General features: G+C 67.3%; 20 protein-coding genes. 5 read left to right on the top strand and 15 right to left on the bottom strand.

Annotated features, from left to right (window positions below; translation table 11 throughout):
* Positions 1–110: 110 nt before the first annotated feature.
* Positions 111–1,136, bottom strand: coding sequence for an RluA family pseudouridine synthase (locus AC1RLW_RS01975; protein ID WP_493192079.1), 1,026 nt, complete (start codon positions 1,134–1,136; stop codon positions 111–113).
* 14 nt (positions 1,137–1,150) lie between these two features.
* On the opposite strand from AC1RLW_RS01975, the gene AC1RLW_RS01970 reads away from it, so the two are divergent.
* On the top strand, positions 1,151–1,960 hold the full coding sequence (locus AC1RLW_RS01970; protein ID WP_070061014.1) for an outer membrane protein assembly factor BamD: 810 nt from the start codon (positions 1,151–1,153) through the stop codon (positions 1,958–1,960).
* A gap of 23 nt (positions 1,961–1,983) precedes the next feature.
* On the opposite strand, the gene yoaA is transcribed toward AC1RLW_RS01970, so the two are convergent.
* Positions 1,984–4,065: a DNA repair helicase YoaA gene (yoaA, locus tag AC1RLW_RS01965; RefSeq protein ID WP_493192078.1), complete on the bottom strand. Its 2,082-nt coding sequence runs from the start codon at positions 4,063–4,065 to the stop codon at positions 1,984–1,986.
* Positions 4,062–4,268: an HP1242/YdcH family protein gene (locus AC1RLW_RS01960; protein ID WP_062481953.1), complete on the bottom strand. Its 207-nt coding sequence runs from the start codon at positions 4,266–4,268 to the stop codon at positions 4,062–4,064. The genes yoaA and AC1RLW_RS01960 overlap by 4 nt, the downstream gene beginning before the upstream one ends.
* 107 nt (positions 4,269–4,375) lie before the next feature.
* On the opposite strand from AC1RLW_RS01960, the gene AC1RLW_RS01955 reads away from it, so the two are divergent.
* Positions 4,376–5,146, top strand: coding sequence for a PP2C family protein-serine/threonine phosphatase (locus AC1RLW_RS01955; RefSeq protein WP_062481950.1), 771 nt, complete (start codon positions 4,376–4,378; stop codon positions 5,144–5,146).
* A gap of 15 nt (positions 5,147–5,161) precedes the next feature.
* Here the strand turns inward: AC1RLW_RS01955 and AC1RLW_RS01950 are convergent, their stop codons facing one another.
* The 8 genes from AC1RLW_RS01950 to AC1RLW_RS01915 form a co-directional block, all read right to left on the bottom strand.
* Positions 5,162–5,812: a hypothetical protein gene (locus AC1RLW_RS01950; RefSeq protein ID WP_095947211.1), complete on the bottom strand. Its 651-nt coding sequence runs from the start codon at positions 5,810–5,812 to the stop codon at positions 5,162–5,164.
* Positions 5,809–6,906: a cell division protein ZapE gene (gene zapE / locus AC1RLW_RS01945; RefSeq protein WP_062480826.1), complete on the bottom strand. Its 1,098-nt coding sequence runs from the start codon at positions 6,904–6,906 to the stop codon at positions 5,809–5,811. The genes AC1RLW_RS01950 and zapE overlap by 4 nt, the downstream gene beginning before the upstream one ends.
* 82 nt (positions 6,907–6,988) lie before the next feature.
* Entirely contained in the window at positions 6,989–8,419 is a 1,431-nt protein-coding gene (gene lpdA, locus AC1RLW_RS01940; RefSeq protein ID WP_493192077.1) for a dihydrolipoyl dehydrogenase, read from the bottom strand.
* 19 nt (positions 8,420–8,438) lie between these two features.
* Positions 8,439–9,695, bottom strand: coding sequence for a 2-oxoglutarate dehydrogenase complex dihydrolipoyllysine-residue succinyltransferase (gene odhB, locus AC1RLW_RS01935; protein ID WP_070061019.1), 1,257 nt, complete (start codon positions 9,693–9,695; stop codon positions 8,439–8,441).
* Between the two features lie 54 nt (positions 9,696–9,749).
* On the bottom strand, positions 9,750–12,626 hold the full coding sequence (locus AC1RLW_RS01930) for a 2-oxoglutarate dehydrogenase E1 component (RefSeq protein ID WP_062480820.1): 2,877 nt from the start codon (positions 12,624–12,626) through the stop codon (positions 9,750–9,752).
* A 195-nt stretch (positions 12,627–12,821) separates the two neighbouring features.
* The gene (locus tag AC1RLW_RS01925; RefSeq protein WP_493192076.1) at positions 12,822–14,735 is read right to left on the bottom strand and encodes a propionate--CoA ligase; all 1,914 of its coding nucleotides are present in this window, start codon (positions 14,733–14,735) and stop codon (positions 12,822–12,824) included.
* Between the two features lie 158 nt (positions 14,736–14,893).
* Positions 14,894–15,499: an isochorismatase family protein gene (locus AC1RLW_RS01920; RefSeq protein ID WP_062480816.1), complete on the bottom strand. Its 606-nt coding sequence runs from the start codon at positions 15,497–15,499 to the stop codon at positions 14,894–14,896.
* Positions 15,500–15,511: 12 nt separating this feature from the next.
* Positions 15,512–16,198 (bottom strand): TetR/AcrR family transcriptional regulator, encoded by a 687-nt coding sequence (locus tag AC1RLW_RS01915; RefSeq protein ID WP_493192075.1) that lies wholly within the window; start codon positions 16,196–16,198, stop codon positions 15,512–15,514.
* A gap of 127 nt (positions 16,199–16,325) precedes the next feature.
* Between AC1RLW_RS01915 and AC1RLW_RS01910 the strand changes: the two genes are divergently transcribed.
* Together AC1RLW_RS01910 and AC1RLW_RS01905 are read left to right on the top strand one after the other, a co-directional pair.
* Complete coding sequence (locus AC1RLW_RS01910) at positions 16,326–17,951, top strand: 4-hydroxyphenylacetate 3-hydroxylase family protein (RefSeq protein WP_493192074.1); 1,626 nt, start codon at positions 16,326–16,328, stop codon at positions 17,949–17,951.
* Between the two features lie 10 nt (positions 17,952–17,961).
* Entirely contained in the window at positions 17,962–18,762 is an 801-nt protein-coding gene (locus AC1RLW_RS01905; RefSeq protein WP_493192073.1) for an alpha/beta hydrolase, read from the top strand.
* Between the two features lie 8 nt (positions 18,763–18,770).
* On the opposite strand, the gene AC1RLW_RS01900 is transcribed toward AC1RLW_RS01905, so the two are convergent.
* Positions 18,771–19,823, bottom strand: coding sequence for a PQQ-dependent sugar dehydrogenase (locus AC1RLW_RS01900; RefSeq protein ID WP_493193047.1), 1,053 nt, complete (start codon positions 19,821–19,823; stop codon positions 18,771–18,773).
* Positions 19,824–20,145: 322 nt separating this feature from the next.
* Between AC1RLW_RS01900 and AC1RLW_RS01895 the strand changes: the two genes are divergently transcribed.
* Positions 20,146–20,721 (top strand): C40 family peptidase, encoded by a 576-nt coding sequence (locus AC1RLW_RS01895; protein ID WP_062480809.1) that lies wholly within the window; start codon positions 20,146–20,148, stop codon positions 20,719–20,721.
* Positions 20,722–20,818: 97 nt separating this feature from the next.
* Here the strand turns inward: AC1RLW_RS01895 and lpdA (AC1RLW_RS01890) are convergent, their stop codons facing one another.
* From lpdA (AC1RLW_RS01890) to aceF, 3 genes are read right to left on the bottom strand one after another with little or no spacing between them, the layout of a single operon-like run.
* Complete coding sequence (gene lpdA / locus AC1RLW_RS01890) at positions 20,819–22,648, bottom strand: dihydrolipoyl dehydrogenase (protein WP_307635574.1); 1,830 nt, start codon at positions 22,646–22,648, stop codon at positions 20,819–20,821.
* Positions 22,645–23,238: an Ntn hydrolase family protein gene (locus AC1RLW_RS01885; protein ID WP_095745669.1), complete on the bottom strand. Its 594-nt coding sequence runs from the start codon at positions 23,236–23,238 to the stop codon at positions 22,645–22,647. The genes lpdA (AC1RLW_RS01890) and AC1RLW_RS01885 overlap by 4 nt, the downstream gene beginning before the upstream one ends.
* Positions 23,235–24,893 carry a dihydrolipoyllysine-residue acetyltransferase gene (aceF, locus tag AC1RLW_RS01880; RefSeq protein WP_493192072.1) on the bottom strand — a complete coding sequence of 553 codons (1,659 nt, stop codon included), beginning with the start codon at positions 24,891–24,893 and terminating at the stop codon, positions 23,235–23,237. The genes AC1RLW_RS01885 and aceF overlap by 4 nt, the downstream gene beginning before the upstream one ends.
* Positions 24,894–24,904 lie beyond the last annotated feature (11 nt).

Genomic DNA, 24,904 nt, shown 5'->3' with positions numbered 1-24,904 from the left:
AAAGGCGCCTGGCGACGCTTGTTCAGATGGATGGAAGGGGTAGGCGTTGCCGGCACGCGGCGAGTGCAACGCAAGGCCGGCATCGGGTGGCCGGCGCGGCCCTCGGGCCGTCAGGCGCGATTGTAATCCAGCCCCCAGGTCTGCAAAGCCTGGGCCAGATCGGGCGGCGGCGGCGAACGGAACTCCATCGCCTGCTGCGTGACAGGATGCACGAACGCCAGCCGGAACGCATGCAGCGCCTGCCGCGCCAGGCCTGCCGCCGGCGCGCCGCCGTACAGCGCGTCGCCGACCAGCGGATGACCGATCGACGCCATGTGCACGCGGATCTGGTGGGTGCGGCCGGTTTCGAGCGTGCAGCGCACCGCGCAGCCGTCGGTGTGGCTGTCGAGCCGCTCGATCAGCGTGCGCGCGGCCTTGCCCGCGTGGCGCTCCAGGTCGACCACGGCCATGCGCAGCCGGTTGCGCGGATCGCGACCGATCGGCGCATCGACCTGCCGCGCCGCCGCACCTTCCCAGGCCTTGTGCCCCATCGCCAGGTATTGGCGCTTCACGTCGCGCGCGGCGATCAGCGCCACCATGGCATCCATCGCAGCCCGCGTGCGCGCCACCACCATCAGGCCGCTGGTGTCGCGGTCGAGGCGGTGCACGATGCCCGCGCGCGGCAGCAGCACGGCCTTCGGGTCGAGCGCCAGCAGCCCGTTCAGCAGCGTGCCGCTCCAGTGGCCCGGCGCCGGGTGCACCACCAGGCCGGCCGGCTTGTCGATGATCCGCAGGTGCTCATCCTCGTGGACCGTGACCAGCGCCATCGCCTCGGGCCGGAAGGCCTGGCTCTGGGGCGTCGGCCGCAGCTCGATGCGCCCCGACTGGCCCGCACGCACCGTGGCAGAGACCTTGGTGAGCGTGCGCCCTTGCAGCTCGACGGCGCCGGCCTCGATGAGTTGCTGAAGGTAACTGCGCGAGAACTCCGGCACCAGCGCCGCCAGCGCGCGGTCGAGCCGCTGCCCGTGCTGCGCCTGGTCGATGGCGAAGGGCCGCAGCTCGCTGGGCTCCGCGAGATCGGCGCCCTCTTCAGGTTCAGGCCCTTCCGGGGGATCGGTCAGGGGGTCGGTCGATATAATTGAGGGCAACTGTTTCACGAAAGCCGTATGTGATGTTTCGCGCCAAATTATCGGTCCCTGCCTGGATCGCGCTCAGCGCGGCGGCCCTTCTCGTCGCCGGTTGCGGTTCCACCACCAAGGAAGACAAGACCGCGAACTGGAGCCCCAACCGCATCTACTCGGAAGCCAAGGACGAAGTCGGCTCCGGCGCCTACGACAAGGCAGTGCCGCTGTACGAGAAGCTCGAAGGCCGTGCCGCCGGCACGCCGCTGGCCCAGCAGGCCCAGCTCGAAAAGGCCTACGCCCAGCACAAGGCCGGCGAAAAGGCCAACGCCATCGCCACGCTCGATCGCTTCATGAAGCTGCACCCGGCCAGCCCGGCGTTCGACTACGCGCTCTACCTGAAGGGCGTGATCAACTTCAACGACGACCTGGGCATGTTCGCGTTCCTGACGCGCCAGGACCTGTCCGAGCGCGACCAGAAGGCCGCCAAGGAATCGTTCGAATCCTTCCGCGACCTCGTGACGCGCTTTCCCGAGTCGCGCTACGCGCCCGACGCGCGCCAGCGCATGAACTACATCGTGAACTCGCTCGCGCAGTACGAAGTTCACGTGGCCCGCTATTACTACTCGCGTGGCGCCTACCTGGCGGCCATCAACCGGGCGCAGATCGCCCTGTCCGACTACCGCGAAGTGCCGGCGCTCGAAGAAGCCCTGTACATCATGGTGAAGTCGTACGACGCGCTCGGCATGAAGGACCTGCGTGACGATGCACAACGCGTGCTCACCACCAACTACCCGCAGAGCACCTACCTGGCGAACGGCTTCAAGGGCAGCACCGACCCCTGGTGGAAGCTCTGGTAATCCAGCGCCCCACCCGGTAGATATCAGTCCGATTTCCTGAGCGCGTCGATCGCGCTCTCGAAATCCGCTTCGGTTTCCAGCCGGCGCATCGGCGGCAACGCCGCCAGCAGCCGCCGGCCATAGCCCATCGCCACGAGGCGCGTGTCGCAGATCGCGAGCACGCCGCTGTCGGTTTCACGGCGAATGAGGCGCCCTGCCCCTTGTTTCAATGCCACGGCCGCCTCGGGCAGCGAATAGTCGCTGAACGAGCTGCGCCCCTGCGCTTCGAGCCGCTGCGAGCGGGCCTCCACCAGCGGATCGTTGGGCGGCGGAAACGGCAGCTTGTCGATCACCACGAACTGCAGCGCGTCGCCCGGCGCATCGAAGCCTTCCCAGAACGAGGCCGACGCGACCAGCACGCAGCCCGCGCGCCCGTTGCTGGCGCCTTCGCGAAAGCGGTCCATGAGCACGCGCTTGGGCAGCTCGCCCTGCACCAGCACCTCGGGCCGCGCCTCCGTCTGGAGCAGTTCGAACTGCTGGCGCATCGCGTCGCCGATCGTACGCAGCGCGCGCAGCGTGGTGGTGAGCACCAATGTGCGCCCGCCGAGTTCGGCAGCGCCGTGCGCGGCCAGCTTGGCCACCTGCTGGCTGTGCGTGGGATCGTTGGGCTTCGGAAAGGCCCGCGGCACATAGATTGCTGCCTGCGAGGCGTAGTCGAAGGGGCTTTGCACGCGCAGCACTTCGGCGTCGCGCAGGCCGCAGGGTTCGGTGAACCAGCGCAGCGTCGGGTCGTCGCCCAGCGTGGCGGAGGTGAAGACCCAGGCGCGGCGGCTGTCTTCCTGCGGTGGCGGCGGGACGGCGCCGTGCTCCGGGTCTTCCTCGTCGTCGCCGTAGGGCAGGTCGGACTCCACAGGCTCGTCGGCCAGCTTGAGCACCCGCTTGCGCATCGCATCGGCGATGTCGAGCGGCGACTCGATCAGGCGCAGCTGCGTGCCCACGTCGACCCAGCGCACGGAGTCGAGTTCGCACGGCTGCGCGAAACGCGCCGTGCGCTTGGCGAGCTGGCGCGCGCGCTCGTGCAGGCGCACGAAGTCGGGCGAGATCTCGCTCACCGTGTCCAGCCCGTCGGCGGCCAGCACGAAGGCGTCCTGCAGGTCGTCGAGTGCGCCCTGCCAGGCTTCGGCATTCACGCCCTCGGGGGCGGGACCGATCCAGCGCAGCTTGGCGCCCGGCCATTGCTTGCCGACCACCAGCCGCAGCTCGCGCGCCGCGCGTTCGACCGCCGCCACCAGCTGCTGCCAGTCGACCAGCCCGCGCGCATGCTGCAGGCCCGCGCCGAGCATGTCGCGCGCGAAGTCGAGCGCCTGCCCGCTGCCGAGCTGTGCGCCCAGGAACTGCACGCCGGTTTCGTTGAGCTGGTGCGCCTCGTCGAACACGACGACGCTCACGGTCGGCAGCAGCTCGGCCATGCCGGTCTCGCGCACCGCGAGGTCGGCAAAGAACAGGTGATGGTTGATGACCACGATGTCGGCCGCCAGCGCCTCGCGCCGCGCCAGGTTGACGTGGCAGGCCTTGAACTGCGGGCATTGCGCGCCCAGGCAGTTCTCGCGCGTGGAAGTGATCAGCGGAATCAGCGGCGAGCGCTCGTCGAGCCCCGGAAGTTCGGCGAGATCGCCGGTGCGCGTGGCTTTCGACCACTGCTCGATCTTCGCCAGCGTGCGCAGGCTGCCGCGCTCGGGCAGCGAGGCGTCGTGGCGCGCCATGTCGAGCCTGTGCAGGCACAGGTAGCTGCCCCGCCCTTTCAGCAGCGCCGTGCGTATCGGCAGTGCGAAGGCCTCGACGAGGCGCGGCAGGTCGCGGCCGAACAGCTGGTCCTGCAGGGTCTTGGTGGCGGTCGAGAGCAGCACGCGCTCGCCGCTCAGCAGCGCCGGCACGAGATACGAGAAGGTCTTGCCCACGCCGGTGCCGGCCTCGACCACGAGCATGCCGCCGTCGGAGATGGTGCGGGCCACGGCCATCGCCATCTCGGTCTGGCCGCCGCGTTCGCGGAACTGCTCGGCGGCCTGCGACAGCACCCCGTCCTGCGCGAACGCATCGCGCACCTGGTTTTCGAGCGGCGACGTCACGCCGGTTCTTTCGGGTCCAGCGCGTTCTCGAGCTGGGCGATCTGGTCGCGCAGGGCGAGGCGGCGCTTTTTCAGGCGGCGCATCAGCAGTTCGTCCTGCGGCGTGCCGTCTTCCGAGAGCCGGTCGATGGTGGCGTCGAGGTCGGCATGCGCAATGCGCAGCTCGATCAGCTGACGGGAAAGGGAATGAAGATTGGAGTCCAACGGTGGGGGTGCGCGTGCCGCATGGGGCCGCGCGTGTTCATTCGATAATACGTCCTGACACGAACCCCAGAGAAGACAGAAAGCGCGCCTCTGGCGCCCCAGCGCTCATGACCCAAGGCTTTCGACTCGCCGCCGCCACCGGCCTCCACAAGGGGGATCGCCCCTACCAGCAGGACCAGGTGCTGTTGATGAGCCACCCCCGCACGCCGGGCTGCGTGCTCGGCGTCATCGCCGACGGCATGGGCGGGCGCAGCGGCGGGCGCAAGGCGTCCGACCAGGTGCTGATGACCGCGCGCCAGCTCTTCACCCGCTACAGCCCCGAGCGCGACGACCCCGCCGTCGTGCTGCGCCAGCTGCTCGAAGACGCCCACACGGTGATCAAGCTCACGGCGCTGTCGAGCGAGCAGGAGCCGCACAGCACGCTGGCCGCCTTCCTGATGAACCCCAAGGGCGACTGCGCCTGGATCCATGCGGGCGACTCCCGCATCTACCACTTCAACGACGGTGCGCTGATCAAGCGCACGCGCGACCATTCGTACGTACAGGCCCTGGTCGATCGCGGCCAGATCAGCGAGGCCGAGGCCAACATCCATCCGCAGGGCAACATCCTGCTGGGCTGCCTGGGCATGACGACCACGCCGCCGCCGGTCGATCCGCACCACATCGCCAAGCTGCAGCCGGGCGACCTGCTGATGGCCTGCAGCGACGGCCTGTGGCACTACTTCTCTCCCGAGGAACTGGCCAGCGTGCTGTACGCGCAGCCGCCGCGCGACGCGGTGGAAATCCTGGTGGGAGAAGCACGGCGCCGTGCGCGCGGCACGGGCGACAACATCTCGATCGCGGTGCTCAAGCTCGACCGGCTGCCCGCGGCGGCCTGAGCGCCCTCTCCTCTTTCAGGGCGCCGGTGCCGGTGGCAACGGCGCGCCGCGCGGCTTGGTGCGCTCGGCGTTCTGGCGTTCGCGGTTGGCACGGTGTTCGGCGGCCCGCTTCTGCTTGTCCTCGAAGCGCGTGGTCGCGGCCGGCGCTTCGGCGCGGCGCTGGGCCGCCTTGGCCTGCTCGTCGGCGTGGGCCTTCTGCTTGTTCTCGAACTGGCGCTGGCGCTCGGCCGCGTCGGCCGCGGTCGCGGCCCGGCTCGCGGCGTGGTCGGCGGCGCGCTGCTCGCGCGCCTTCTGGTCTTCCTGCGACTTCTCGCGCTGTTCGCGCGAATCCTGCGGGCGCTGGGTGGCGGCCTTCTGGTCGAGCTTCTGCAGCTCGGCCGCGCCGCTGCGCTGGCGCTGGATGTCGTTGATCGCGGTTTCCTGCCGCTTGATGTGGTCGGTTTCCTTGCGACGGCGGCTGCGGCTTTCGCGCAGGCAGTCTTCGACCGCGAACTTCTTGTAGCAGGCCGCGCGCTCCTTCGCGTAGCGCGACTCGATGACCTCGCGCTCGGCCGCCAGGCGGCTGCGTTCGGCTTCGAGGTCGGCGTTGCCCGCCGCCGCATTGGACTGGGCCCACAGCGGCAGGCTGGCCAAGGCCAGGAACAGGGCAAGAGCGGTTTTTTTCATGTGAGTCGGGTGTCGACGATGCGGCGTTCCAGGGCGAGGAATTCGCTCGACTGCATTTCGGTGAGCCGGGACACCGTGCGCGGAAACTCGTGCGCCAGCGGTCCCTCTGTGTACAACGCCTCGGGCGGAACCTCGGCCGACATGATGAGCTTGCAGCGCCGGTCGTACAAGACGTCGACCAGCCAGGTGAAACGGCGTGCTTCCGAGGCCATGCGCACCGGCATGTGCGGCACGTCGGACAGCAGCACGGTGTGGAACTGGCTCGCGATCTCGAGATAGTCGTTCTGCGAGCGCGGACCGCCGCACAGCGTCTTGAAGTCGAACCACACCACGCCGCCGGCCTTGCGCAGCGCGCGGATCTCACGCTGCTCGATGTGCAGGATCGGGTTTTCGTCGGCCGTCTCGGCCAGCTTGTCGAAGGCGTGGCGCATTTCCTTCTCGGCCGCCGCGTCGTTCGGCGTGAGGTACATGCGCAGCTGCTCCAGCGTGCGGCGCCGGTAGTCGGTGCCGTTGTCCACGCTCAGCACCTCGAGCTTCTGGTTGAGCAGTGCAATGGCGGGCAGGATGCGGTCGCGGTGCAGGCCGCCGGGGTACAGGTCGTCGGGCTTGAAGTTCGAGGTGGTGACAAAGCCCACGCCGTTGTCGAACAGCGCCACGAGCAGCCGATGCAGGATCATCGCGTCGGTGATGTCCGCGACGTGGAACTCGTCGAAGCAGATCAGCTTGTAGCGCTTGGAGATGCGCAGCCCCAGCTCGTCGAGCGGGTTCACGGTGCCCTGCAGGTCGCGCAGCTCGCGGTGCACTTCGCGCATGAACTCGTGGAAGTGCAGGCGTGTCTTGCGTCGCAGCGGCACGGCGTTGAAGAACAGGTCCATCAGGAAGCTCTTGCCGCGCCCCACGCCGCCGTACATGTAGACGCCGCGCGGCAGCTCGGGCCGGTTGATGAGCTTCTTCAGCGCATTGGAGCGCCGGGCCTTGTACTCGCCCCACTCGGTGGCGCAGCGGTCGAGCGCCTCGACGGCCGCCAGTTGTGCGGGATCGCTCTTGAACCCGCGTGCCGCGAGTTCCGCTTCGTAAGCCTGTTTGACGCTCAAGGGATCGGATCGCTTCAAAAATGGAGAGCCCCGACCGCCCCGCGAGGGTCGATCGGGGCCGGGTTCGCTCAAGAACCGGAGATCAGAAGTTGAGCGTGCGCTTGTCCACGGCCAGGGCCGCTTCCTTGGTGGCTTCCGACAGCGACGGGTGCGCATGGCAGATGCGCGCGATGTCTTCGGCACTGGCCTTGAACTCCATCGCCACGACGGCTTCGGAGATCAGCTCGCTGGCCTGCGGACCCACGATGTGCACGCCCAGGATCTCGTCCGTGGCGGCGTCGGCCAGGAACTTGACCATGCCGGTCGTGTCGCCCAGCGCACGTGCGCGGCCGTTCGCCAGGAACGGGAAGGTGCCGGCCTTGTAGGCGCGGCCCGCGGCCTTGAGCTGCTGCTCGGTCTGGCCGACCCATGCGATCTCGGGGCTGGTGTAGATCACCCACGGCACGGTGTTGAAGTTCACGTGGCCATGCTGGCCCGCGATGCGCTCCGCCACCGCCACGCCTTCTTCCTCGGCCTTGTGCGCCAGCATCGGGCCGCGCACCACGTCGCCGATGGCCCACACGTTGGGCAGGCTGGTCTTGCAGTCGTCGTCCACGGCGATGGCGCCGCGCTCGTCCAGCTTCAGGCCCACGGCTTCGGCGTTCAGGCCGATGGTGTTGGGCACGCGGCCGATCGAGACGATCAGCTTGTCGACTTCCAGCGTCTGGGCTTCGCCCTTGGCGTTGGTCCAGGCGACGCTCACGCCCCTCTTGGACGACTTGATCTCGCCGACCTTGACGCCGAGTTCGATCTTGAGCTTCTGCTTGTCGAAGGCCTTCTTGGCTTCCTTGGCGATCTGCTCGTCCACAGCGCCCAGGAAGGTCGGCAGTGCTTCGAGCACCGTGACCTCGGCACCGAGGCGGCGCCACACCGAGCCCATTTCGAGGCCGATGACGCCCGAGCCGATCAGGCCCAGCTTCTTGGGCACCGCACCGATGCGCAGCGCGCCGTCGTTCGAGAGGATGTTTTCCTCGTCGAACGGCGTGCCCGGCAGCGCGCGGGCGTTGGAGCCCGTGGCGACGATGATGTGCTTGCCGCTGATCGATTCTTCAGCGGCGCCTGCCACCTTGATCTCGTAGCCGGCTTCGTCCGCCTTCACGAACGAACCGCGGCCGTGGAAGAAGCTGATCTTGTTCTTCTTGAACAGGTACAGGATGCCGTCGTTGTTCTGCTTCACGACCTGGTCCTTGCGGGCCAGCATCTTGTCGATGTCCAGGCCGAGGCCTTCGACCTTGATGCCGTGGTCCGCGAAGTGGTGGCCGGCCTGCTCGAAGTGCTCCGACGATTGCAGCAGCGCCTTCGAGGGGATGCAGCCGACGTTGGTGCAGGTGCCGCCCGGTGCAGGACCGCCCTTGCCGTTCTTCCACTCGTCGATGCAGGCCACGTTGAAGCCGAGCTGCGCAGCGCGGATCGCCGCGATGTAGCCGCCAGGACCGCCGCCGATGACGACGACGTCGAATTGCTTGTTTGCCATCTGGTTCTTGCTCCCCGGATCAGATGTCGAACAGCAGGCGCGACGGATCTTCCAGCGCTTCCTTCATGGCGACCAGGCCCAGCACGGCTTCGCGGCCGTCGATGATGCGGTGGTCGTAGCTCATGGCGAGGTAGTTCATCGGGCGAACGACGATCTGGCCGTTTTCGACCACGGCGCGGTCCTTGGTGGCGTGCACGCCCAGGATGGCCGACTGGGGCGGGTTGATGATCGGGGTCGAGAGCATCGAGCCGAAGGTGCCGCCGTTGGAGATGGAGAACGTGCCGCCGGTCATTTCTTCGATGCCCAGCTTGCCGTCTTGGGCCTTCTTGCCGTACTCGGCGATCTTCTTTTCGATGTCGGCGAAGCTCATCTGGTCGGCATTGCGCAGGATGGGCACCACCAGGCCGCGCGGCGAACCGACGGCGATGCCGATGTCGAAGTAGCCGTGGTACAGGATGTCGTTGCCGTCGACCGAGGCGTTGAGCACCGGGTACTTCTTCAGCGCGTGCACGGCCGCCTTCACGAAGAAGCTCATGAAGCCGAGCTTCACGCCGTGTTCCTTGGTGAACGCGTCCTGGAACTTCTTGCGCAGGTCCATGACCGGGGCCATGTTCACTTCGTTGAAGGTGGTCAGGATGGCGTTGGTCGATTGCGACTGGATCAGGCGCTCGGCGATGCGGGCGCGCAGGCGGCTCATCGGCACGCGCTGTTCCGGACGCTCGCCCAGGTCGGGTGCGGCGGGCGCGGCGACCTGTTGCAGCGCGGGCTTGGCAGCCGGTGCGGCGATGGTGGCGGCAGGCTTGGCGCCGGCAGCCACGGCGCCGAGCACGTCGCCCTTGGTCACGCGGCCGTCCTTGCCCGTGCCGGCCACGTCGCTGGTCTTCAGGTTGTTGTCGGCCAGCAGCTTGGCGGCGGCGGGCATGGCCACGTCGGCCTTCGAACCACCGGTGGCGGCGGCTGCCGCTGCGGGAGCAGCAGCGGCCGGCGCGGCGGCGGGGGCTGCTGCAGCAGCGGGTGCCGCGGCGGCGGCCTTGCCGTCGGTGTCGATCTTGGCGATCAGCTGCTCGGCCACCACGGTGGCGCCGTCGGGCTGAACGATCTCGACCAGCACGCCGGCCGAGGGGGCCGGCACTTCGAGCACGACCTTGTCGGTTTCGATCTCGATCAGGATTTCATCGACGGCGACGGCTTCGCCGGCTTTCTTCTTCCACGTGAGCATGGTGGCCTCGGCCACGGATTCGGAAAGCTGGGGGACTTTGACTTCTACGATAGACATTTGGAGTGAGCTCCGTTTTGTTCTTGAGGGTGTTCGTGTGAAAAGGGACGGTTCTTACTTGGTCAGCACGAAGCCCTTGAGCTTGCCAAATGCGCCATCGACCAGCGCCTTCTGCTGTTCCTGGTGCAGGTGCGAGTAGCCGACGGCCGGCGATGCCGAGGCGGCACGGCCGGAGTAGCCGAGCTTCTGGCCTTCCTGCATGTTTTCGTGGATGTAGTGCTGCACGAAGAACCAGGCGCCCTGGTTCTGCGGCTCGTCCTGGCACCAGACGATGTCCACGAGGTTGGGGTACTTCTTGACCTCGGCGGCGAACGCCTTGTGCGGGAACGGATAGAGCTGCTCGACGCGGATGATCGCCACGTCGTCGCTGCCCTGCTCTTCGCGCTTCTTGGCCAGGTCGTAGTAGACCTTGCCCGAGCAGGCGATCAGGCGCTTGACCTTCTCGGCCTTCAGGCCCTTGCTGTCGGGAATGACCGTCTGGAAGCTGCCCTTGGTGAACTCGGACAGCGGCGAGGTCGCGTCCTTGTTGCGCAGCAGCGACTTGGGCGTGAGGATGATCAGCGGCTTGCGCAGGTTGCGCACCATCTGGCGGCGCAGGATGTGGAAGATCTGGCTGGCCGTCGTGGGCTGCACCACCTGCATGTTGGTGTCGGCGCTCAGCTGCATGAAGCGCTCCAGGCGGGCCGAGCTGTGCTCAGGGCCCTGGCCTTCGTAGCCGTGCGGCAGCATCATCGTGATGCCGTTGACGCGGCCCCACTTGACTTCGCCCGAGGCGATGAACTGGTCGATCACCACTTGCGCGCCGTTCACGAAGTCGCCGAACTGGGCTTCCCAGATGACGAGCGTGTTGGGGTCGTTCGAGGCGTAGCCGTATTCGAAGGCCAGCACGGCTTCTTCGGACAGGATCGAATCGATGACGACGAACGGGGCCTGGTTCTCGGCCACGTTCTGCAGCGGCGTGTAGGTGCCGGTGTCGAACTTCTCGCGGTTCTGGTCGTGCAGCACCGCGTGGCGGTGCGTGAACGTGCCGCGGCCCGAGTCTTCACCCGACAGGCGCACCGGGTAGCCGCTGGCCACCAGCGAGGCGAAGGCCATGTGCTCGCCCATGCCCCAGTCGACGTTGACGTCGCCACGGCCCATGGCTGCGCGGTCGTCCAGCACCTTCTTCACGAGCGGGTGCACGGTGAAGTTCTCGGGTGCCTTGGTGATGCGTTCGGCCAGGCGCTTCCACTCGGCGGAGGGAATGGCGGTGTCGCCGGCGTCGGTCCACTTCTTGTTGAGGTACGGGCTCCAGTCGACGGCGTACTTGCTCTTGAAGTTGGTGAGCACGGGGTCGACGGTGTTCTTGCCTTCGTCGAAGGCGGCGCGCTGCGCCTTGACCATGTCGTCGCCGAGCGTGTCGCCCAGGCCTTGCGCGGCCAGCTTGTCGGCGTACAGCTTGCGCGTGCCGGGGTGGGCCGCGATCTTCTTGTACATCAGCGGCTGGGTGAGCGAAGGCGTGTCCTGCTCGTTGTGGCCCAGCTTGCGGAAGCAGATGATGTCGACGACCACGTCCTTCTGGAATTCCATGCGGAAATCAAGAGCGAACTGGGTGGCGAGCACCACGGCTTCGGGGTCGTCGCCGTTCACGTGCAGCACCGGCGCTTCGATCATCTTGACGATGTCCGAGCAGTACAGCGTCGAGCGGCTGTCGCGCGGGTCGCTGGTGGTGAAGCCGATCTGGTTGTTGATGACGATGTGCACCGTGCCGCCGGTGGAGTAGCCACGGGTTTCGGCCAGTGCCAGCGTTTCCATCACGACGCCCTGGCCTGCGAAGGCGGCGTCGCCGTGCACGATCACGGGCAGCACCTGCTTGCCCAGCGGGTCGCCGCGGCGGTCCATGCGGGCGCGCACCGAGCCTTCGACCACGGGGTTCACGATTTCCAGGTGCGAGGGGTTGAACGCCAGGCTCAGGTGGACCGGGCCGCCGGGGGTGGTCACGTCCGAGCTGAAGCCCTGGTGGTACTTGACGTCGCCGGAGGGCAGGTCTTCGGGGGCGGTGTGGTCGAACTCGGCGAACAGGTCGGCGGGCATCTTGCCCAGCGAGTTCACCAGCACGTTCAGGCGGCCGCGGTGGGCCATGCCGATCACGATTTCCTGCACGCCCTTGACGCCAGCCTGGTTGATCAGCTCGTCCATCGCGACGATGAAGCTTTCGCCGCCTTCGAGCGAGAAGCGCTTCTGGCCGACGTACTTGGTGTGCAGGAAACGCTCGAGGCCTTCGGCGGCCGTCAGGCGGTTGAGCACGTGCTTCTTCTGCTCGGCGCTGAGCTTGGGGTTGGTGCGGGCGCTTTCGAGCTTCTGCTGCCACCAGCGCTTGTGGTTCTGGTCGGTGGTGTACATGTACTCGGCACCCATCGTGCCGCAGTACGTTTCACGCAGGGCATTGAGCAGGTCGCGCAGCGACATGGTCTCTTTGCCGAAGAAGGTGTTGCTGGTGTTGAACACCGTCTCGAGGTCAGCGTCGGCAAAACCGTAGAACGAGGGCTCGAGTTCCGGAATGGCGGGACGCTCGGCGCGCTTGAGCGGGTCGAGGTCGGCCCAGCGGGCGCCGACGTTGCGGTAGGCGGCAATCAGCTGCTGGACGGCCGTGCGCTTGCGGCCGAGTTCGGAGTCGGCGCCGCTGGCCTGCACGACACGGGTCGTGCCCTGCTTGGCCAGTTCGGCAAAGGCGTTGATGACCGGCAGGTGGGGGACGTCGCGGGCGCTGGTGCCGTCGGCGGCGGGAACGTTCTGCAGGGCGTCGAAATACGTGCGCCAGTTGTCGGGAACGCTGCCGGGGTTGGCGAGGTAGTTTTCGTACATCTCCTCGACATAGGGCGCATTGCCGCCGAAGAGGTAGGTGTTGCCTTGATAGGCGGTGTACGCCGTGGGCGTAGAGGAATCGCTCATGATCCGCTGACCTTCGCTTCCCTGGAGGAAGCACGAGTTGGTTAAGAAACCTTCCGCGACACGGCTGGACCGATTGGCGGATGCGACTGTGGCTGGGGAAGGGCCTGAGTACCTTGGCATTGTGCCACGTCAACCATATGACGACAGAACGCGGCTGCGCAAGGCCCGCAACCCTACCCCGATTCGCGCCTGCGGTCAGGTGGCGGACAGTAACTGTTTGATCTGCTGGAGGGTGGCCGGATCGTCGATGGTGGTCAGGTCGCCCGGGTCGCGCTGCTCGCAGACGGCCTGGATCGCCCGGCGCAGCAGCTTGCCGCTGCGGGTCTTGGGCAGGCCGCTCACGAAGCGCACGCGCGCAGGCCGCGCCAGGGCGCCGAGCTGGTCGGCCACGACCTTCATGATTTCGCCCTCGAGCTTGAGCGCCGCGTCGGCATCGGTCACGGCCAGGCCGTCCTTCGGCACGACGAAGGCCATCGCCACCTGCCCCTTGAGCGTGTCGGCCACGCCGACCACCGCCACCTCGGCCACGTTGGCGTGGCCCGAGATGCTCTCCTCGATCTCGCGCGTGCCCAGCCGGTGGCCGGCGACGTTGATCACGTCGTCGGTGCGGCCCAGGATGTAGAAGTAGCCGTCGGCGTCGCGGATGCCCCAGTCGAAGGTCGAATAGACCATCTTGCCCGGCACGCTCTTCCAATAGGTGTTGACGAAGCGCGCGTCGTCCTTCCACACGGTCTGCATGAAACCGGGCGGCGTCGGGCCCTCGACCACGACCACGCCCTTCTTGTTCGCGCCGGTGAGCTCCTCGCCGGTCGACTCGTGCAGGATCTTGATGCGGTAGCCGTACATCGGCACGCCGGGGCTGCCGAACTTGCTGGGCTTGGCTTCCACGCCGTTGGCGATGGTGATCATCGGCCAGCCCGATTCGGTCTGCCAGTAGTTGTCGATGATCGGCACGCCCAGGCCGTCGCTTATCCAGCGCGCGGTCGGTTCGTCCAGCGGCTCGCCGGCCAGGAACAGCGCGCGCAGGGTCGACAGGTCGTATTTCTTGAGCAGCGCCGGGTCTTGTTTCTTGAGCACGCGCACGGCGGTGGGCGCGCTGAACATCACGGTCACCTTGTATTTCTCGACCAGGCGCCACCAGATGCCGCCGTCGGGCTGCTGGTCGAGGCCCTGCGTGGGCAGGCCCTCGTACATGATGGTCGCCATGCCCGCGATCAGCGGGCCATAGACGATGTAGCTGTGGCCCACGACCCAGCCGATGTCGCTGGTCGAGAAGTAGGTTTCGCCGGGGCGGCCGTCGAAGATGTGCTTCATGCTCGCGGCCAGCGCCACGGCGTAGCCGCCCACATCGCGCTGCACGCCCTTGGGCTTGCCGGTGGTGCCGCTCGTGTAGATGGTGTAGCTGATGTCGGTCGAGGCCAGCCAGGTGCAGGGCACCTGCGCATCCAGGTGCTTTTGCCTCAACTCGCCCGCCAGATGGTCGCGGCCGGCCACCAGCGTCATCGGCGCCAGGCCGCGGTCGGTCAGCAGCACGGCCTCGGGCTTGTGCTTCGACAGGCGGATGGCTTCGTCGAGCAGCGGCTTGTACGCGATGACCTTGCCGCCGCGCGAACCGGCGTCGGCGCTCACGACCACCTTGGGCTCGGCGTCCTCGATGCGCGTGGCCAGCGAGCCGCTGGCGAAACCGCCGAACACCACGCAATGGATGGCGCCGATGCGCGCGCAGGCCAGCATCGCGAAGGCGGCCTCGGGAATCATCGGCATGTAGATGAGCACGCGGTCGCCCTTGCCCACGCCCAGTTCGACGAGGCTGGCGGCGGTGCGCTGCACCTCGGCATGCAGCTCGGCGAAGCTGTAGCTTTTCTCGGTGCCGGTCTCGGTCGACACGAAGATCAGCGCCGGCTGGTCGCCCCGATCGGCAAGGTGCCGGTCGACGGCGTTGTGGCACAGGTTGGTGGTGCCGCCGACGAACCAGCGCGCGAACGGCGGCTGGCTGGCGTCGAGGATCTGCTGCGCGGGCGTGTGCCAGTCGATCAGCTTCGCCTGCTCGGCCCAGAAGGCCTCGGGCGCGTCGACGGACTGGCGGTAGAACTCTTCATAGCGGCTCATCGGGATCTGTCTCCTGTTTTATGGATGCCGTTCCGGACTCGCGCCGAAACTGAATTCATAATTATGGGGACCGATCTTGCGGGAAGCTGACAGCCGCGGCAATCCGGGCGGCACCCTTGCCGGGCCGCCCTTCAACAGCAATTCAGTGAATCAGCGGACTAGCGGATCAGTGCCTGCAGGTCGCGGAACGCCGGATGCTCGGCGGTGCGCAGCCACTCGAAGCCGACCATCTCGGTGGTCACGAGTTCCGCGCCCGCGCCAGCCAGGCGGTCGAAGGCCGCGTCGCGGTTGCGCTCGGTGCGCGAGCTGCAGGCGTCGGTGACGACCCACACGTCGAACTCGTCCTCGAGCAGGTCGAGCGCGGTCTGCAGCAGGCAGACATGGGCTTCGCAGCCGGCGATGACGATGGTGTTGCGCTCTTCGGCCGCGGCCGGGGGCTTCTGCAGGTGCTTGGGCAGGCTGCGGGCATTGCCCTGCGGTGCCGCCTTGGCGGGCGGACGCAGCCATTCGCCGAGCCCCTCTTCCACGCCGCTGAAATGCATCTTGGCCAGCGTCTTGCGGCAGAAGGCGCGGATCTCGGGCAGGTTCTCGCCCAGCTTGGACGGGTTCTGCTCGGTGCCCCAGACCGGCACGTCGACCCATTGCGCCATCTGGCCCAGGCGCGCCGCATTGCGCGCTGCCGCCTCGCCTTCGAAGATCGCCGGCATCAGCCGCGCCTGGTAATCGACCAGGACGAGTTGGGATTGCGTGGCGTCGAGCAGCATGGACTTCTTCTTTCAGGTATCGGTTGAACTGGGCTGAACCGTACCACCGAAAAGCGCGGGTTTTGCACCGTCTTCCGCCGTTGCGGCAGGGGTCGATCGCTGCACCAGCTGCGCGAGGTAGGTCTTGAACAGCGCATCGGCCGACTGCCTGAACATGCGGATGCGCCCCGTGTGCTGCATCAGCAGCAGGCCGACGCCGTGCGCGAACAGCGCCGTGTTCTCCTGCTGCGCGAGGTCGGCATCGAGGCCCAGGGCCATCAGCGCCTCCTCGCAGGGGCGCAGGGCGTCGTAGAGGCGGTCGTTCAGTTCGTGGTCGAGCGCGTGCGTGAGCCCTCGGGGCCGCATGCCGTGCACCAGATAGAAGCCGAGGTCGAGGTCGCGCGGGTTCGCCGCGTAGAAGTCGAACCAGGCTTGAGCCTTGGCGGCCAGGGTCTGGTCGGGCCGGCGCTCGGACACCGCCACCTCGGCCACCGCAGCCTGCAGGCGCAGCAGCGACTCGTCGAGCAAGGCCGCGTAGATCGCCTCCTTGCTCTCGAAGTACGAATAGATGGCGCCCGGCGTGTAGCCGGCTTTCTTCGCGATTTCACGGATGCTCGCGCCCTCGATGCCCGCCTCGGCGAACACCGCTCGGGCGGCGTCGAGCACCAGGGCGCGGCGGGCGTCGGTGAGGGTCTGGCGGCGTTGGAGCTTGGCGTGCATGGGCGGGACTATAGCCCTCGATCTGGTCGACGATCATTTTTTCGAACGTTGATCTAAAAATTGAACAGTGTTTAAGTCTTCACGCCAACGGCCCCAAAACCCCCACGAGCCCCTGGAGACAACACGCATGAACGCCCCGCCTTCCGACGCCCTCCTCATGTCCGGCGCCGACTACCGTGAATCGCTGCGCCGCTACACGCCCACCGTGTTCGTCGACGGCCGCCGCGTCGCCAGCGTGGCCGACGAGCCCGCCTTCCAGCCCGGCATCAACGCCATCGCCCTCACCTACGACCACGCGCTGAAGTCCGAGTACGCCCCACTCATGACCGCCGCGCAGCACACCAGCGGCAAGCGCGTGAACCGGCTCTCGCACATCAACACGAGTTCGGGCGACCTGCTCAACAAGCTCGAGGCCGTGCGGCTGGTCTGCCAGGAAACCGGCTGCGCCCAGCGCTACCTGACGCACGACGCGCTCAACGCCATCGCGCAGGTGTCGGCGCGCATCGACGACGCGCGCGGCAGCACCGAGCACACGGCCCGCTTCCGCGAGTACCTTCACCGCATCCAGGACCAGGACCTGACCCTGGGCGTCGCCATGACCGACGCCAAGGGCGACCGCAGCCGCCGTCCGCATGAGCAGGCGAACGTCGACAGCTACCTGCACGTGGTCGAGCGCAACGCGCGCGGCATCGTCATCTCGGGCACCAAGGCCATCGTGACCGGCGCGCCCTATGTGCACGAGTTGCTGGTCATGCCCTGCCGCAACATGGGCAAGGAAGACGCCGACTTCGCGGTCTGCTGCGCCGTGCCGCTCGATGCACCCGGCCTCACCATCGTCGCGCGGCCCGCCGGGCGCCCCGGCGAGAAGCTGGAGCACGGCGACGCCCTGTTCAGCCGCAAGTACGGCCAGAGCACCGGCGTGTGCATGTTCGACCGCGTGTTCGTGCCGTGGGAACGCGTGTTCTACGCCGGCGAATGGGAGCACTCGGGCCACCTGACCTACAGCTACGCCACGCACCACCGCCACAGCTGCATCGCGGCCCGCGCCGGCTTCGGCGACCTGTTGATCGGCGCCGGCGCGCTGATGTGCGAGGCCAACGGCTTCGACCCCGGCAAGGAAAGCCACCTGCGCGAGCAGATGGTCGAACTCATCACCATCACCGAGAGCTTCTTTGCCTGCGGCGTGGCGGCCAGTGTCTACGGCAAGGCTGACGACCATTGCGAGGTCTTCATGCCCGACCCGGTGTTCAGCAACATCGGCAAGCTGCTGCTGGCCACGAAGATCTACGACATGCACCGCATCGCGCACTACGTGAGCGGCGGCCTCATCGTCACCCTGCCCGGCCCGGACGAGGACCACAACCCCGAGACCGCGGCGCGGCTGTCCGACGTGCTGCGCGCCAACCCCGCCATTCCCTACGAACAGCGCATCGAGACGGCCCGCTTCATCGAAGACCTCACGGCCGGCTACCAGGGCGGCTGGTACAGCGTGATCAGCCTGCACGGCGGCGGCTCGCCGGCGGCGATGAAGCAGGAGATCTGGCGCAACTACCCGGTGGGATCGAAGGTCGAGCTGGTCGAGCGGCTGCTCGAGCGCGGCATCGCAGCCGACGGCACGCCGACCGCCGCGCCGCACGACCCGCAACGCGCCATCACGAAGAACCGCCAGCCCGGCAAGTGCTGCGACACCGGCTGCACCGTGCCGGGGCAACCCGTGATGGTCGACCTGCCGGTTCCGGTGTCGCGCACCTAGACTCCGGCGGATGCAGACCCTGTCGCTCCTGCGCCGCCGCCTCGCCCTGCTCTTCGGCGCCGCCTCGTTGCTGCTGCTCGCCGGCTGCGGCGGGTTGCGTGCCGCCGAGGCCCCGCTGGCCACCACACTGGAAAAGAGCAGTTGCACCCGCAGCGCCGACACGCTGATCGTGCTGCTGCCCGGCGCCTACTCGGCGCCCGAGGAGTTCGTGCGCGAAGGCTTCATCGACGCACTGAACGAGAACCGGCTCGCGGTCGACACCCTGCGCGTCGACGCCCACATGGGCTATTACCGGAACAAGACCATCCTCGACCGGCTGGCGCAGGACGTGATCGCACCGGCGCGCCGCCAGGGCTACAAGGCGATCTGGGTCGCGGGCATCTCGGTCGGCGGTTTCGGTGGACTGCTGTATGCCCAGACGCACCCCGGCGACCTCGCCGGCCTGGTCGTGCTGGCGCCGTACCTAGGCGAACGCGTGCTGAGCCAGGACATCGCCAATGCCGGCGGCGTGGCGCGCTGGCGCGGCCCGCTCGACGCGCCACCGGGCAGCGACCCGCGCACGCCCAGCGACACGCAGCTGTGGCAATGGCTGCGCGGCTACGTCGGCCACACCCGCACCTTCGGCGACCGGCCGCCGCTGTACCTGGGCTACGCACTCGACGACCGCTTCGCCTTCAGCCACCGGCTGCTGGCCGGGGCGCTGCCGGCGGAACGCGTGGTCACGACCGAAGGCGGGCACGACTGGCCCGAGTGGCGGCGGCTCTGGCGCCGCCTGCTGCCGACGCTGCCGCTGCCGGGCTGCCCGGGCTGAGGCGCCCTTCAGTTCGGCCGCAGGCGCAGCAGCTTGCCGTCGGACTCGTCGGTGAGCACGTAGAGCAGGCCATCCGGCCCCTGCTTCACGTCGCGGATGCGGGCCCGGCCATCGGCCAGCAGCTTGTGCTCGGCAACCACCTTGTCGTCCTTCAGCTCGATGCGGTCGAGATAACCGAACTTCAGCGAGCCCACGAACAGGTTGCCCTTCCAGCCGGCGCCATAGCGGTCACTGGTGAGGAAGGCCATGCCCGAGGGCGCGATCGACGGCACCCAGTAGTGCAGCGGCTGTTCCATGCCGTCCTTGCGGGTGATGCCCTCGCCGATCTTGCCGCCGCCGTAGTTCTCGCCATAAGTGATCACCGGCCAGCCGTGGTTGACGCCGGCGCGCGGGATGTTGATCTCGTCGCCGCCCTGCGGGCCGTGCTCCGTCATCCAGAAGCGACCATCGGGCGCGAGCGTCGCGCCCTGACTGTTGCGATGGCCGTAGCTCCAGATCTCGGGCAGCGCCCCCGGCTTGCCGACGAAAGGGTTGTCCTTCGGCACGCTGCCGTCCTTGCCGATGCGCACCACCTTGCCGTGGTGGTTGTCGAGCGTCTGCGCATCGTCCTTGCGGCTGAATCGGTCGCCGAGCGCGAGGAACAGGTTGCCGTCACGGGCCTCGACGATGCGGCAGCCGAAGTGCGCGCGGCTCGCGACCTTGGGCTTCTGGCTGAAGATGACTTTCAATACTTCCAGCTTCGTGCCGTCGGTCGACAGGCGGGCGCGTGCGAGCGCGGTGCTGTTGGCCGATCCGCCGGCCGCCTCGGGTTCCGAATAGCAGAAGTACAGGGTGCGGTTCTGCGCGAAGCCGCTGTCAGCCAGCACGTCGAGCAGCCCGCCCTGCCCGCCCGCCGCGACGGGCGGCAGACCCTGGATCGGCGCGCCCAGCTTGCCGTCGGCCGCCACCAGGCGCAGGCGCCCCGGCTTCTCGGTGACCACGAAACGCCCGTCCGGCAGGAAGGCGACGCCCCAGGGGTTCTCAAGACCGGAAGCGACGGTTTCGGCACGCACTTGCGCCATGGCCGCGCCAGCCAGGCCGCAACCCGCGAGCACCACGAGGCTTCCCAGGGAGCGACGAAAGGAGAAATTTCGCAAGTTCATGAAGATTTCCTGAATTTGAGGCCATCTTGACAACAAATGAAACGCACATATCGACTTTTAAGACCGCGAAGTCATATTGACCAAGGCGTTTACATTCGAATCCTTATGCCGCATAAACGTTCACCGTTACATTTTTTCTTCGGCCGGATCGAAAAAGTTCATGTGAATCAATGGTTTACGCAAGCATTCAACAATTCAGATTAAATTGACATAACTGCGCGTCATCAATATCCTACGCGCCATGCGTTTTTTCGTCCTACCCGTATCCCTCCTGTTCGCCGTGGCCGTCCACGCCGCCCCCCCTCAACAGGATCGATCGGATGAGATGGACCGAATCCTTGCCGAACGCGGCCTGGTCGGCCAGTTCCATCAGGTTCGCCAGACCGTCGCAGAGCGCACGTCCGACCTCGTCGTGACCGCCATCGGTTTCCTCGGCGTTCCTTACCGCCGTGGCGGCAACACCGCCGAATCCGGTTTCGACTGCAGCGGCTTCGTCCGCGCCATGTACAACCAGACGGTGGGCCACGTGCTCCCGCGCCGCGCCGAAGAACAGGCCGCCGCCACCGAGAAGATCGACCGCAGCCAGCTCAAGCCCGGCGACCTCGTGTTCTTCAACACCATGCGCCGCACCTTCAGCCACGTCGGCATCTACGTCGGCGAAGGCAAGTTCATCCATTCCCCCCGCTCCGGTGCCCAGGTCCGTGTCGAAGACATGAACGGCAGCTACTGGCAGCGCCGCTTCGACGGCGCCCGCCGCGTGCTCAGCGGCCAGGGCGACGAGGTCAAAGCAGCAGCCATGGGCACCGCCAGCGACTGATTCGATTTCGCCGAATCCCGGACGAAAAAAATCCCGCCGCGGCGGGATTTTTTGTGGGCGCTCGATCGGCGCCATAGGGCGCCGTAGCGCCTATCGATCAGGCCGCCTTCTTCGCCGGCGGCAGGTCGGTACACGTACCGTGCGCCACTTCCGCCGCCATGCCGATGCTTTCGCCCAGTGTCGGGTGCGGATGGATGGTCTTGCCGATGTCGATCTCGTCTGCGCCCATCTCGATGGCCAGCGCGATCTCGCCGATCATGTCGCCGGCATGCGTGCCGACGATGCCGCCACCCAGGATGCGGTGCGTCTCGGCGTCGAACAGCAGCTTGGTGAAGCCTTCGTCGCGACCGTTGGCGATGGCGCGGCCCGATGCGGTCCACGGGAAGTGGCCCTTCTTGACCTTGATGCCTTCGGCCTTGGCCTGGTCTTCGGTGAGGCCGACCCATGCCACTTCGGGGTCGGTGTAGGCCACGCTGGGAATCACGCGGGCGTTGAAGGCGGCGCTGGACAGCTCCTTGTCGCCCTTCTGCTCGCCGGCGATCACTTCAGCCGCCACATGCGCCTCGTGCACCGCCTTGTGCGCCAGCATGGGCTGGCCCACGATGTCGCCGATGGCGAAGATGTGCGGCACATTGGTGCGCATCTGGATGTCGACCGGAATGAAGCCGCGGTCGCTCACCGTGATGCCGGCCTTCTCGGCGCCGATCTTCTTGCCGTTCGGGCTGCGGCCCACGGCCTGCAGCACGAGGTCGTACACCTGCGGTTCCTTCGGTGCGTTCTCGCCCTCGAAAGTGACCTTGATGCCTTCCTTCGTGGCTTCGGCGCCGACCGTCTTGGTCTTGAGCATGATGTTGTCGAAGCGCGGCGCGTTCATCTTCTGCCAGACCTTCACGAGGTCGCGGTCGGCGCCCTGCATCAGGCCGTCGAGCATCTCGACCACATCGAGGCGCGCGCCCAGCGTCGAATACACCGTGCCCATTTCGAGGCCGATGATGCCGCCGCCCAGCACCAGCATGCGCTTGGGGTCGGTGCCCATCTCGAGCGCGCCGGTCGAGTCGACCACGCGCGGGTCCTTCGGCATGAAGGGCAGGCTCACCGACTGCGAACCGGCCGCGATGATCGCGTTGCGGAACTTGACGGTCTGCTTTTTCCCGGTGGTGTCCCAGCTCGTGCCGGAGGTCTCTTCGACTTCCAGGTGGTACGGGTCGATGAAGTTGCCGACGCCGCGCAGCACCGTCACCTTGCGCATCTTGGCCATGGCCGTGAGGCCGCCGGTGAGCTTGCCCACCACCTTGTTCTTGTGGCCGAGCAGCTTGGCGCGGTCGACCGTGGGCGCGGCGAAGCTCACGCCCAGGTCGGCGAAGTGCTTCACCTCGTCCATGACGGAAGCCACGTGCAGCAGCGCCTTGGAGGGAATGCAGCCGACGTTCAGGCACACGCCGCCGAGCGTGGCGTAGCGTTCGATCAGCACGACCTTCAGGCCGAGGTCGGCCGCGCGGAAGGCGGCCGAGTAGCCGCCGGGGCCGGCACCCAGCACGACCACGTCGCACTCGACATCGACCTTGCCGCCGTAGCTGGACACCACCACGGACGCTGCCGCGGCGGGGGCTGATGCAGCCGCCTTGGGCGCAGGCGCAGCAGCGGCCGCAGGTGCGGGTGCCGCAGCAGCCGGCGCGGGCGCGGCGGCCCCGTCGACTTCGAGCGTCAGCACGACCGAGCCTTCCTTGACCTTGTCGCCCACCTTCACGGCCAGCGACTTCACCACGCCGGCCGCCGACGAGGGAATTTCCATCGAGGCCTTGTCCGATTCGACCGTGATGAGCGACTGCTCGGCCTTGACCGTGTCGCCGACGTTGACCAGCACCTCGATCACCGCGACTTCGTCGAAGTCGCCGATGTCCGGCACCTTGATGTGTTGTTCGCTCATTTGGACACTTTCAGTTTGAGTGTGAGAACGTCGGCCGGCAGGGCCGAATTGCGATCGAATTCGCAGGCGGCGGCGATGCCCGCCTCCGCCACGTCGCGCGCGTTGCGCGACTTGTTGTCATAGGCCGCGTGCATGGCGCCGAGCGCGAAGCTGCGTCCCGAGCCGATGGCCCAGTACTGCTTGAACTCGAACACCTCGCGGTAGCTGTAGATGCCGTAGATGCCGCTCGGGTTGGCCAGCAGCATGGTGAACTGGCTCGACTCGTAGGGCTCGTGCTCGTCTTCCTTGGTCTGCATGAAGAACGAGTCCTTCAGCACCGGATGCAGCTGCGTGAAGGTGTGGAACACCTCGTGCTTGCTGCCGAACTGCAGCGCCTCGCGCGGCTGGGCCGCCAGCGCATGCTGGAGCACCAGCTGGTGCGCGGCGGCGCCCGCCACCGCGAACAGGCTCTGGCCCGCGGCATCCTCGACGGTGAAGATCTTCTGGTTCGCTTCGGCGTTGTGCGACATGCGCGTGTCGCCGAAGGTCACCAGCGAATCGGCCGCCATCGTGACCTGGCCACCCTTTCGGACGGCCACAACCGTGGTCATAGCAGGATGCGACGGTAGTCCGCGAGCACCTGGCCCAGGTAGGCGTTGAAACGCGCAGCCAGGGCGCCGTCGATCACGCGGTGGTCGTACGACAGCGACAGCGGCAGCGTGAGACGCGGCACGAACTGCTTGCCGTCCCACACCGGCTTCATCTGACCCTTGGAGAGGCCGAGGATGGCCACTTCGGGGGCGTTGATGATAGGCGTGAAGTGCGTACCGCCGATGCCGCCGAGCGAGCTGATCGAGAAGCAGCCGCCCTGCATGTCGGCCGAGCCGAGCTTGCCGTCGCGTGCCTTCTTGGCGAGTTCGCCCATCTCGGCGCTGATCTGCAGGATGCCCTTCTTGTCGGCGTCTTTCAGCACCGGCACCACGAGCCCGTTGGGCGTGTCGGCCGCGAAGCCGATGTTGTAGTACTGCTTGTAGACGAGCTGGTCGCCGTCCAGGCTGGTGTTGAAGTCGGGGAATTTCTTCAGCGCCGCGACCACCGCCTTGATCACGAAGGCGAGCATCGTGACCTTGATGCCCGACTTCTCGTTCTCCTTGTTGGTGGAGACGCGGAAGGCCTCGAGCTCGGTGATGTCGGCTTCGTCGTTGTTGGTGACGTGCGGGATCATCACCCAGTTGCGGTGCAGGTTCGCGCCGCTGAGCTTCTTGATGCGCGACAGGTCCTTGCGCTCGACAGTGCCGAACTTCGTGAAGTCGACCTTGGGCCACGGAATGAGGCCCAGCGCCGCGCCGTCACCACCACCTGCCGGCGCCTTGGCCGCCGAGGCCTTGGTGCTGGCCTGGCCGCTCATCACGGCCTTGGTGAAGTTCTGGACGTCTTCCTGCGTGATGCGGCCCTTGAGGCCGGAACCCTTGACCTCTTCGAGCGGCACGCCGAGTTCGCGTGCGAACTTGCGCACCGAGGGCGAGGCGTGCGGCAGGCTGCCGGTGGGAGCCGACGTCGGCTGGTGGGCCGGAGCGGCGGCTGCCGGTGCGGCGGCGGCCGGTGCAGGAGCGCTGGCGGTTGCGGCGGCGGGCGCGGCAGCCGCCGCCTGTGCCGGCGCGGGCGCCGATGCGGGTGCAGCAGCGCCTGCGGCGCCTTCGAGCACCGCGATCAGGTCGCCGATGTTGACGGTGTCGCCGACCTTGACCTTGAGTTCCTTCAGCACGCCGGCGGCCGACGACGGGATTTCCATCGAGGCCTTGTCCGACTCCACCGTGATGAGCGACTGCTCGGCGGCGATGGTGTCACCCACCTTCACCAGCAGCTCGATGACCGCGACGTCCTTGAAGTCGCCGATGTCCGGCACCTTGATGTCGACCGGGCCCGAGGCCGCCGGTGCTGCTGCGGCGGGCGCAGGCGCTGCAACCGCCGCAGCGGGTGCCGCGGCAGCAGGCGCAGCGGCCGGCGCCGGGGCGGCGGCAGCCGCGCCCTCGGCCTCGACCACCAACACCACCGAGCCTTCCTTGACCTTGTCGCCCACGGCGATCTTGATTTCCTTGACCACACCGGCCGCGGACGACGGGATTTCCATCGACGCCTTGTCCGATTCGACCGTGATGAGCGACTGCTCGGCCTTGACCGTGTCGCCCACCTTCACGAGCACCTCGATCACCGCGACTTCATCGAAGTCGCCGATGTCGGGCACTTTCACTTCCACTGCTGCCATATCGTTGTCTC

It is taken from the genome of Variovorax sp. GW822-FHT04A09, assembly GCF_058801005.1.
This window is presented reverse-complemented; position numbering and strand designations above follow the sequence as displayed.

Coding starts and splice junctions, on each gene's coding strand:
- AC1RLW_RS01970 (WP_070061014.1), top strand. CDS start 1,151: ATGTTTCGCGCCAAATTATCGGTCCCTGCCTGGATCGCGCTCAGCGCG.
- AC1RLW_RS01955 (WP_062481950.1), top strand. CDS start 4,376: ATGACCCAAGGCTTTCGACTCGCCGCCGCCACCGGCCTCCACAAGGGG.
- AC1RLW_RS01950 (WP_095947211.1), bottom strand. CDS start 5,812: ATGAAAAAAACCGCTCTTGCCCTGTTCCTGGCCTTGGCCAGCCTGCCG.
- lpdA (WP_493192077.1), bottom strand. CDS start 8,419: ATGGCAAACAAGCAATTCGACGTCGTCGTCATCGGCGGCGGTCCTGGC.
- odhB (WP_070061019.1), bottom strand. CDS start 9,695: ATGTCTATCGTAGAAGTCAAAGTCCCCCAGCTTTCCGAATCCGTGGCC.
- AC1RLW_RS01930 (WP_062480820.1), bottom strand. CDS start 12,626: ATGAGCGATTCCTCTACGCCCACGGCGTACACCGCCTATCAAGGCAAC.
- AC1RLW_RS01925 (WP_493192076.1), bottom strand. CDS start 14,735: ATGAGCCGCTATGAAGAGTTCTACCGCCAGTCCGTCGACGCGCCCGAG.
- AC1RLW_RS01920 (WP_062480816.1), bottom strand. CDS start 15,499: ATGCTGCTCGACGCCACGCAATCCCAACTCGTCCTGGTCGATTACCAG.
- AC1RLW_RS01915 (WP_493192075.1), bottom strand. CDS start 16,198: ATGCACGCCAAGCTCCAACGCCGCCAGACCCTCACCGACGCCCGCCGC.
- AC1RLW_RS01910 (WP_493192074.1), top strand. CDS start 16,326: ATGAACGCCCCGCCTTCCGACGCCCTCCTCATGTCCGGCGCCGACTAC.
- AC1RLW_RS01905 (WP_493192073.1), top strand. CDS start 17,962: ATGCAGACCCTGTCGCTCCTGCGCCGCCGCCTCGCCCTGCTCTTCGGC.
- AC1RLW_RS01900 (WP_493193047.1), bottom strand. CDS start 19,823: ATGGCGCAAGTGCGTGCCGAAACCGTCGCTTCCGGTCTTGAGAACCCC.
- AC1RLW_RS01895 (WP_062480809.1), top strand. CDS start 20,146: ATGCGTTTTTTCGTCCTACCCGTATCCCTCCTGTTCGCCGTGGCCGTC.
- lpdA (WP_307635574.1), bottom strand. CDS start 22,648: ATGAGCGAACAACACATCAAGGTGCCGGACATCGGCGACTTCGACGAA.
- AC1RLW_RS01885 (WP_095745669.1), bottom strand. CDS start 23,238: ATGACCACGGTTGTGGCCGTCCGAAAGGGTGGCCAGGTCACGATGGCG.
- aceF (WP_493192072.1), bottom strand. CDS start 24,893: ATGGCAGCAGTGGAAGTGAAAGTGCCCGACATCGGCGACTTCGATGAA.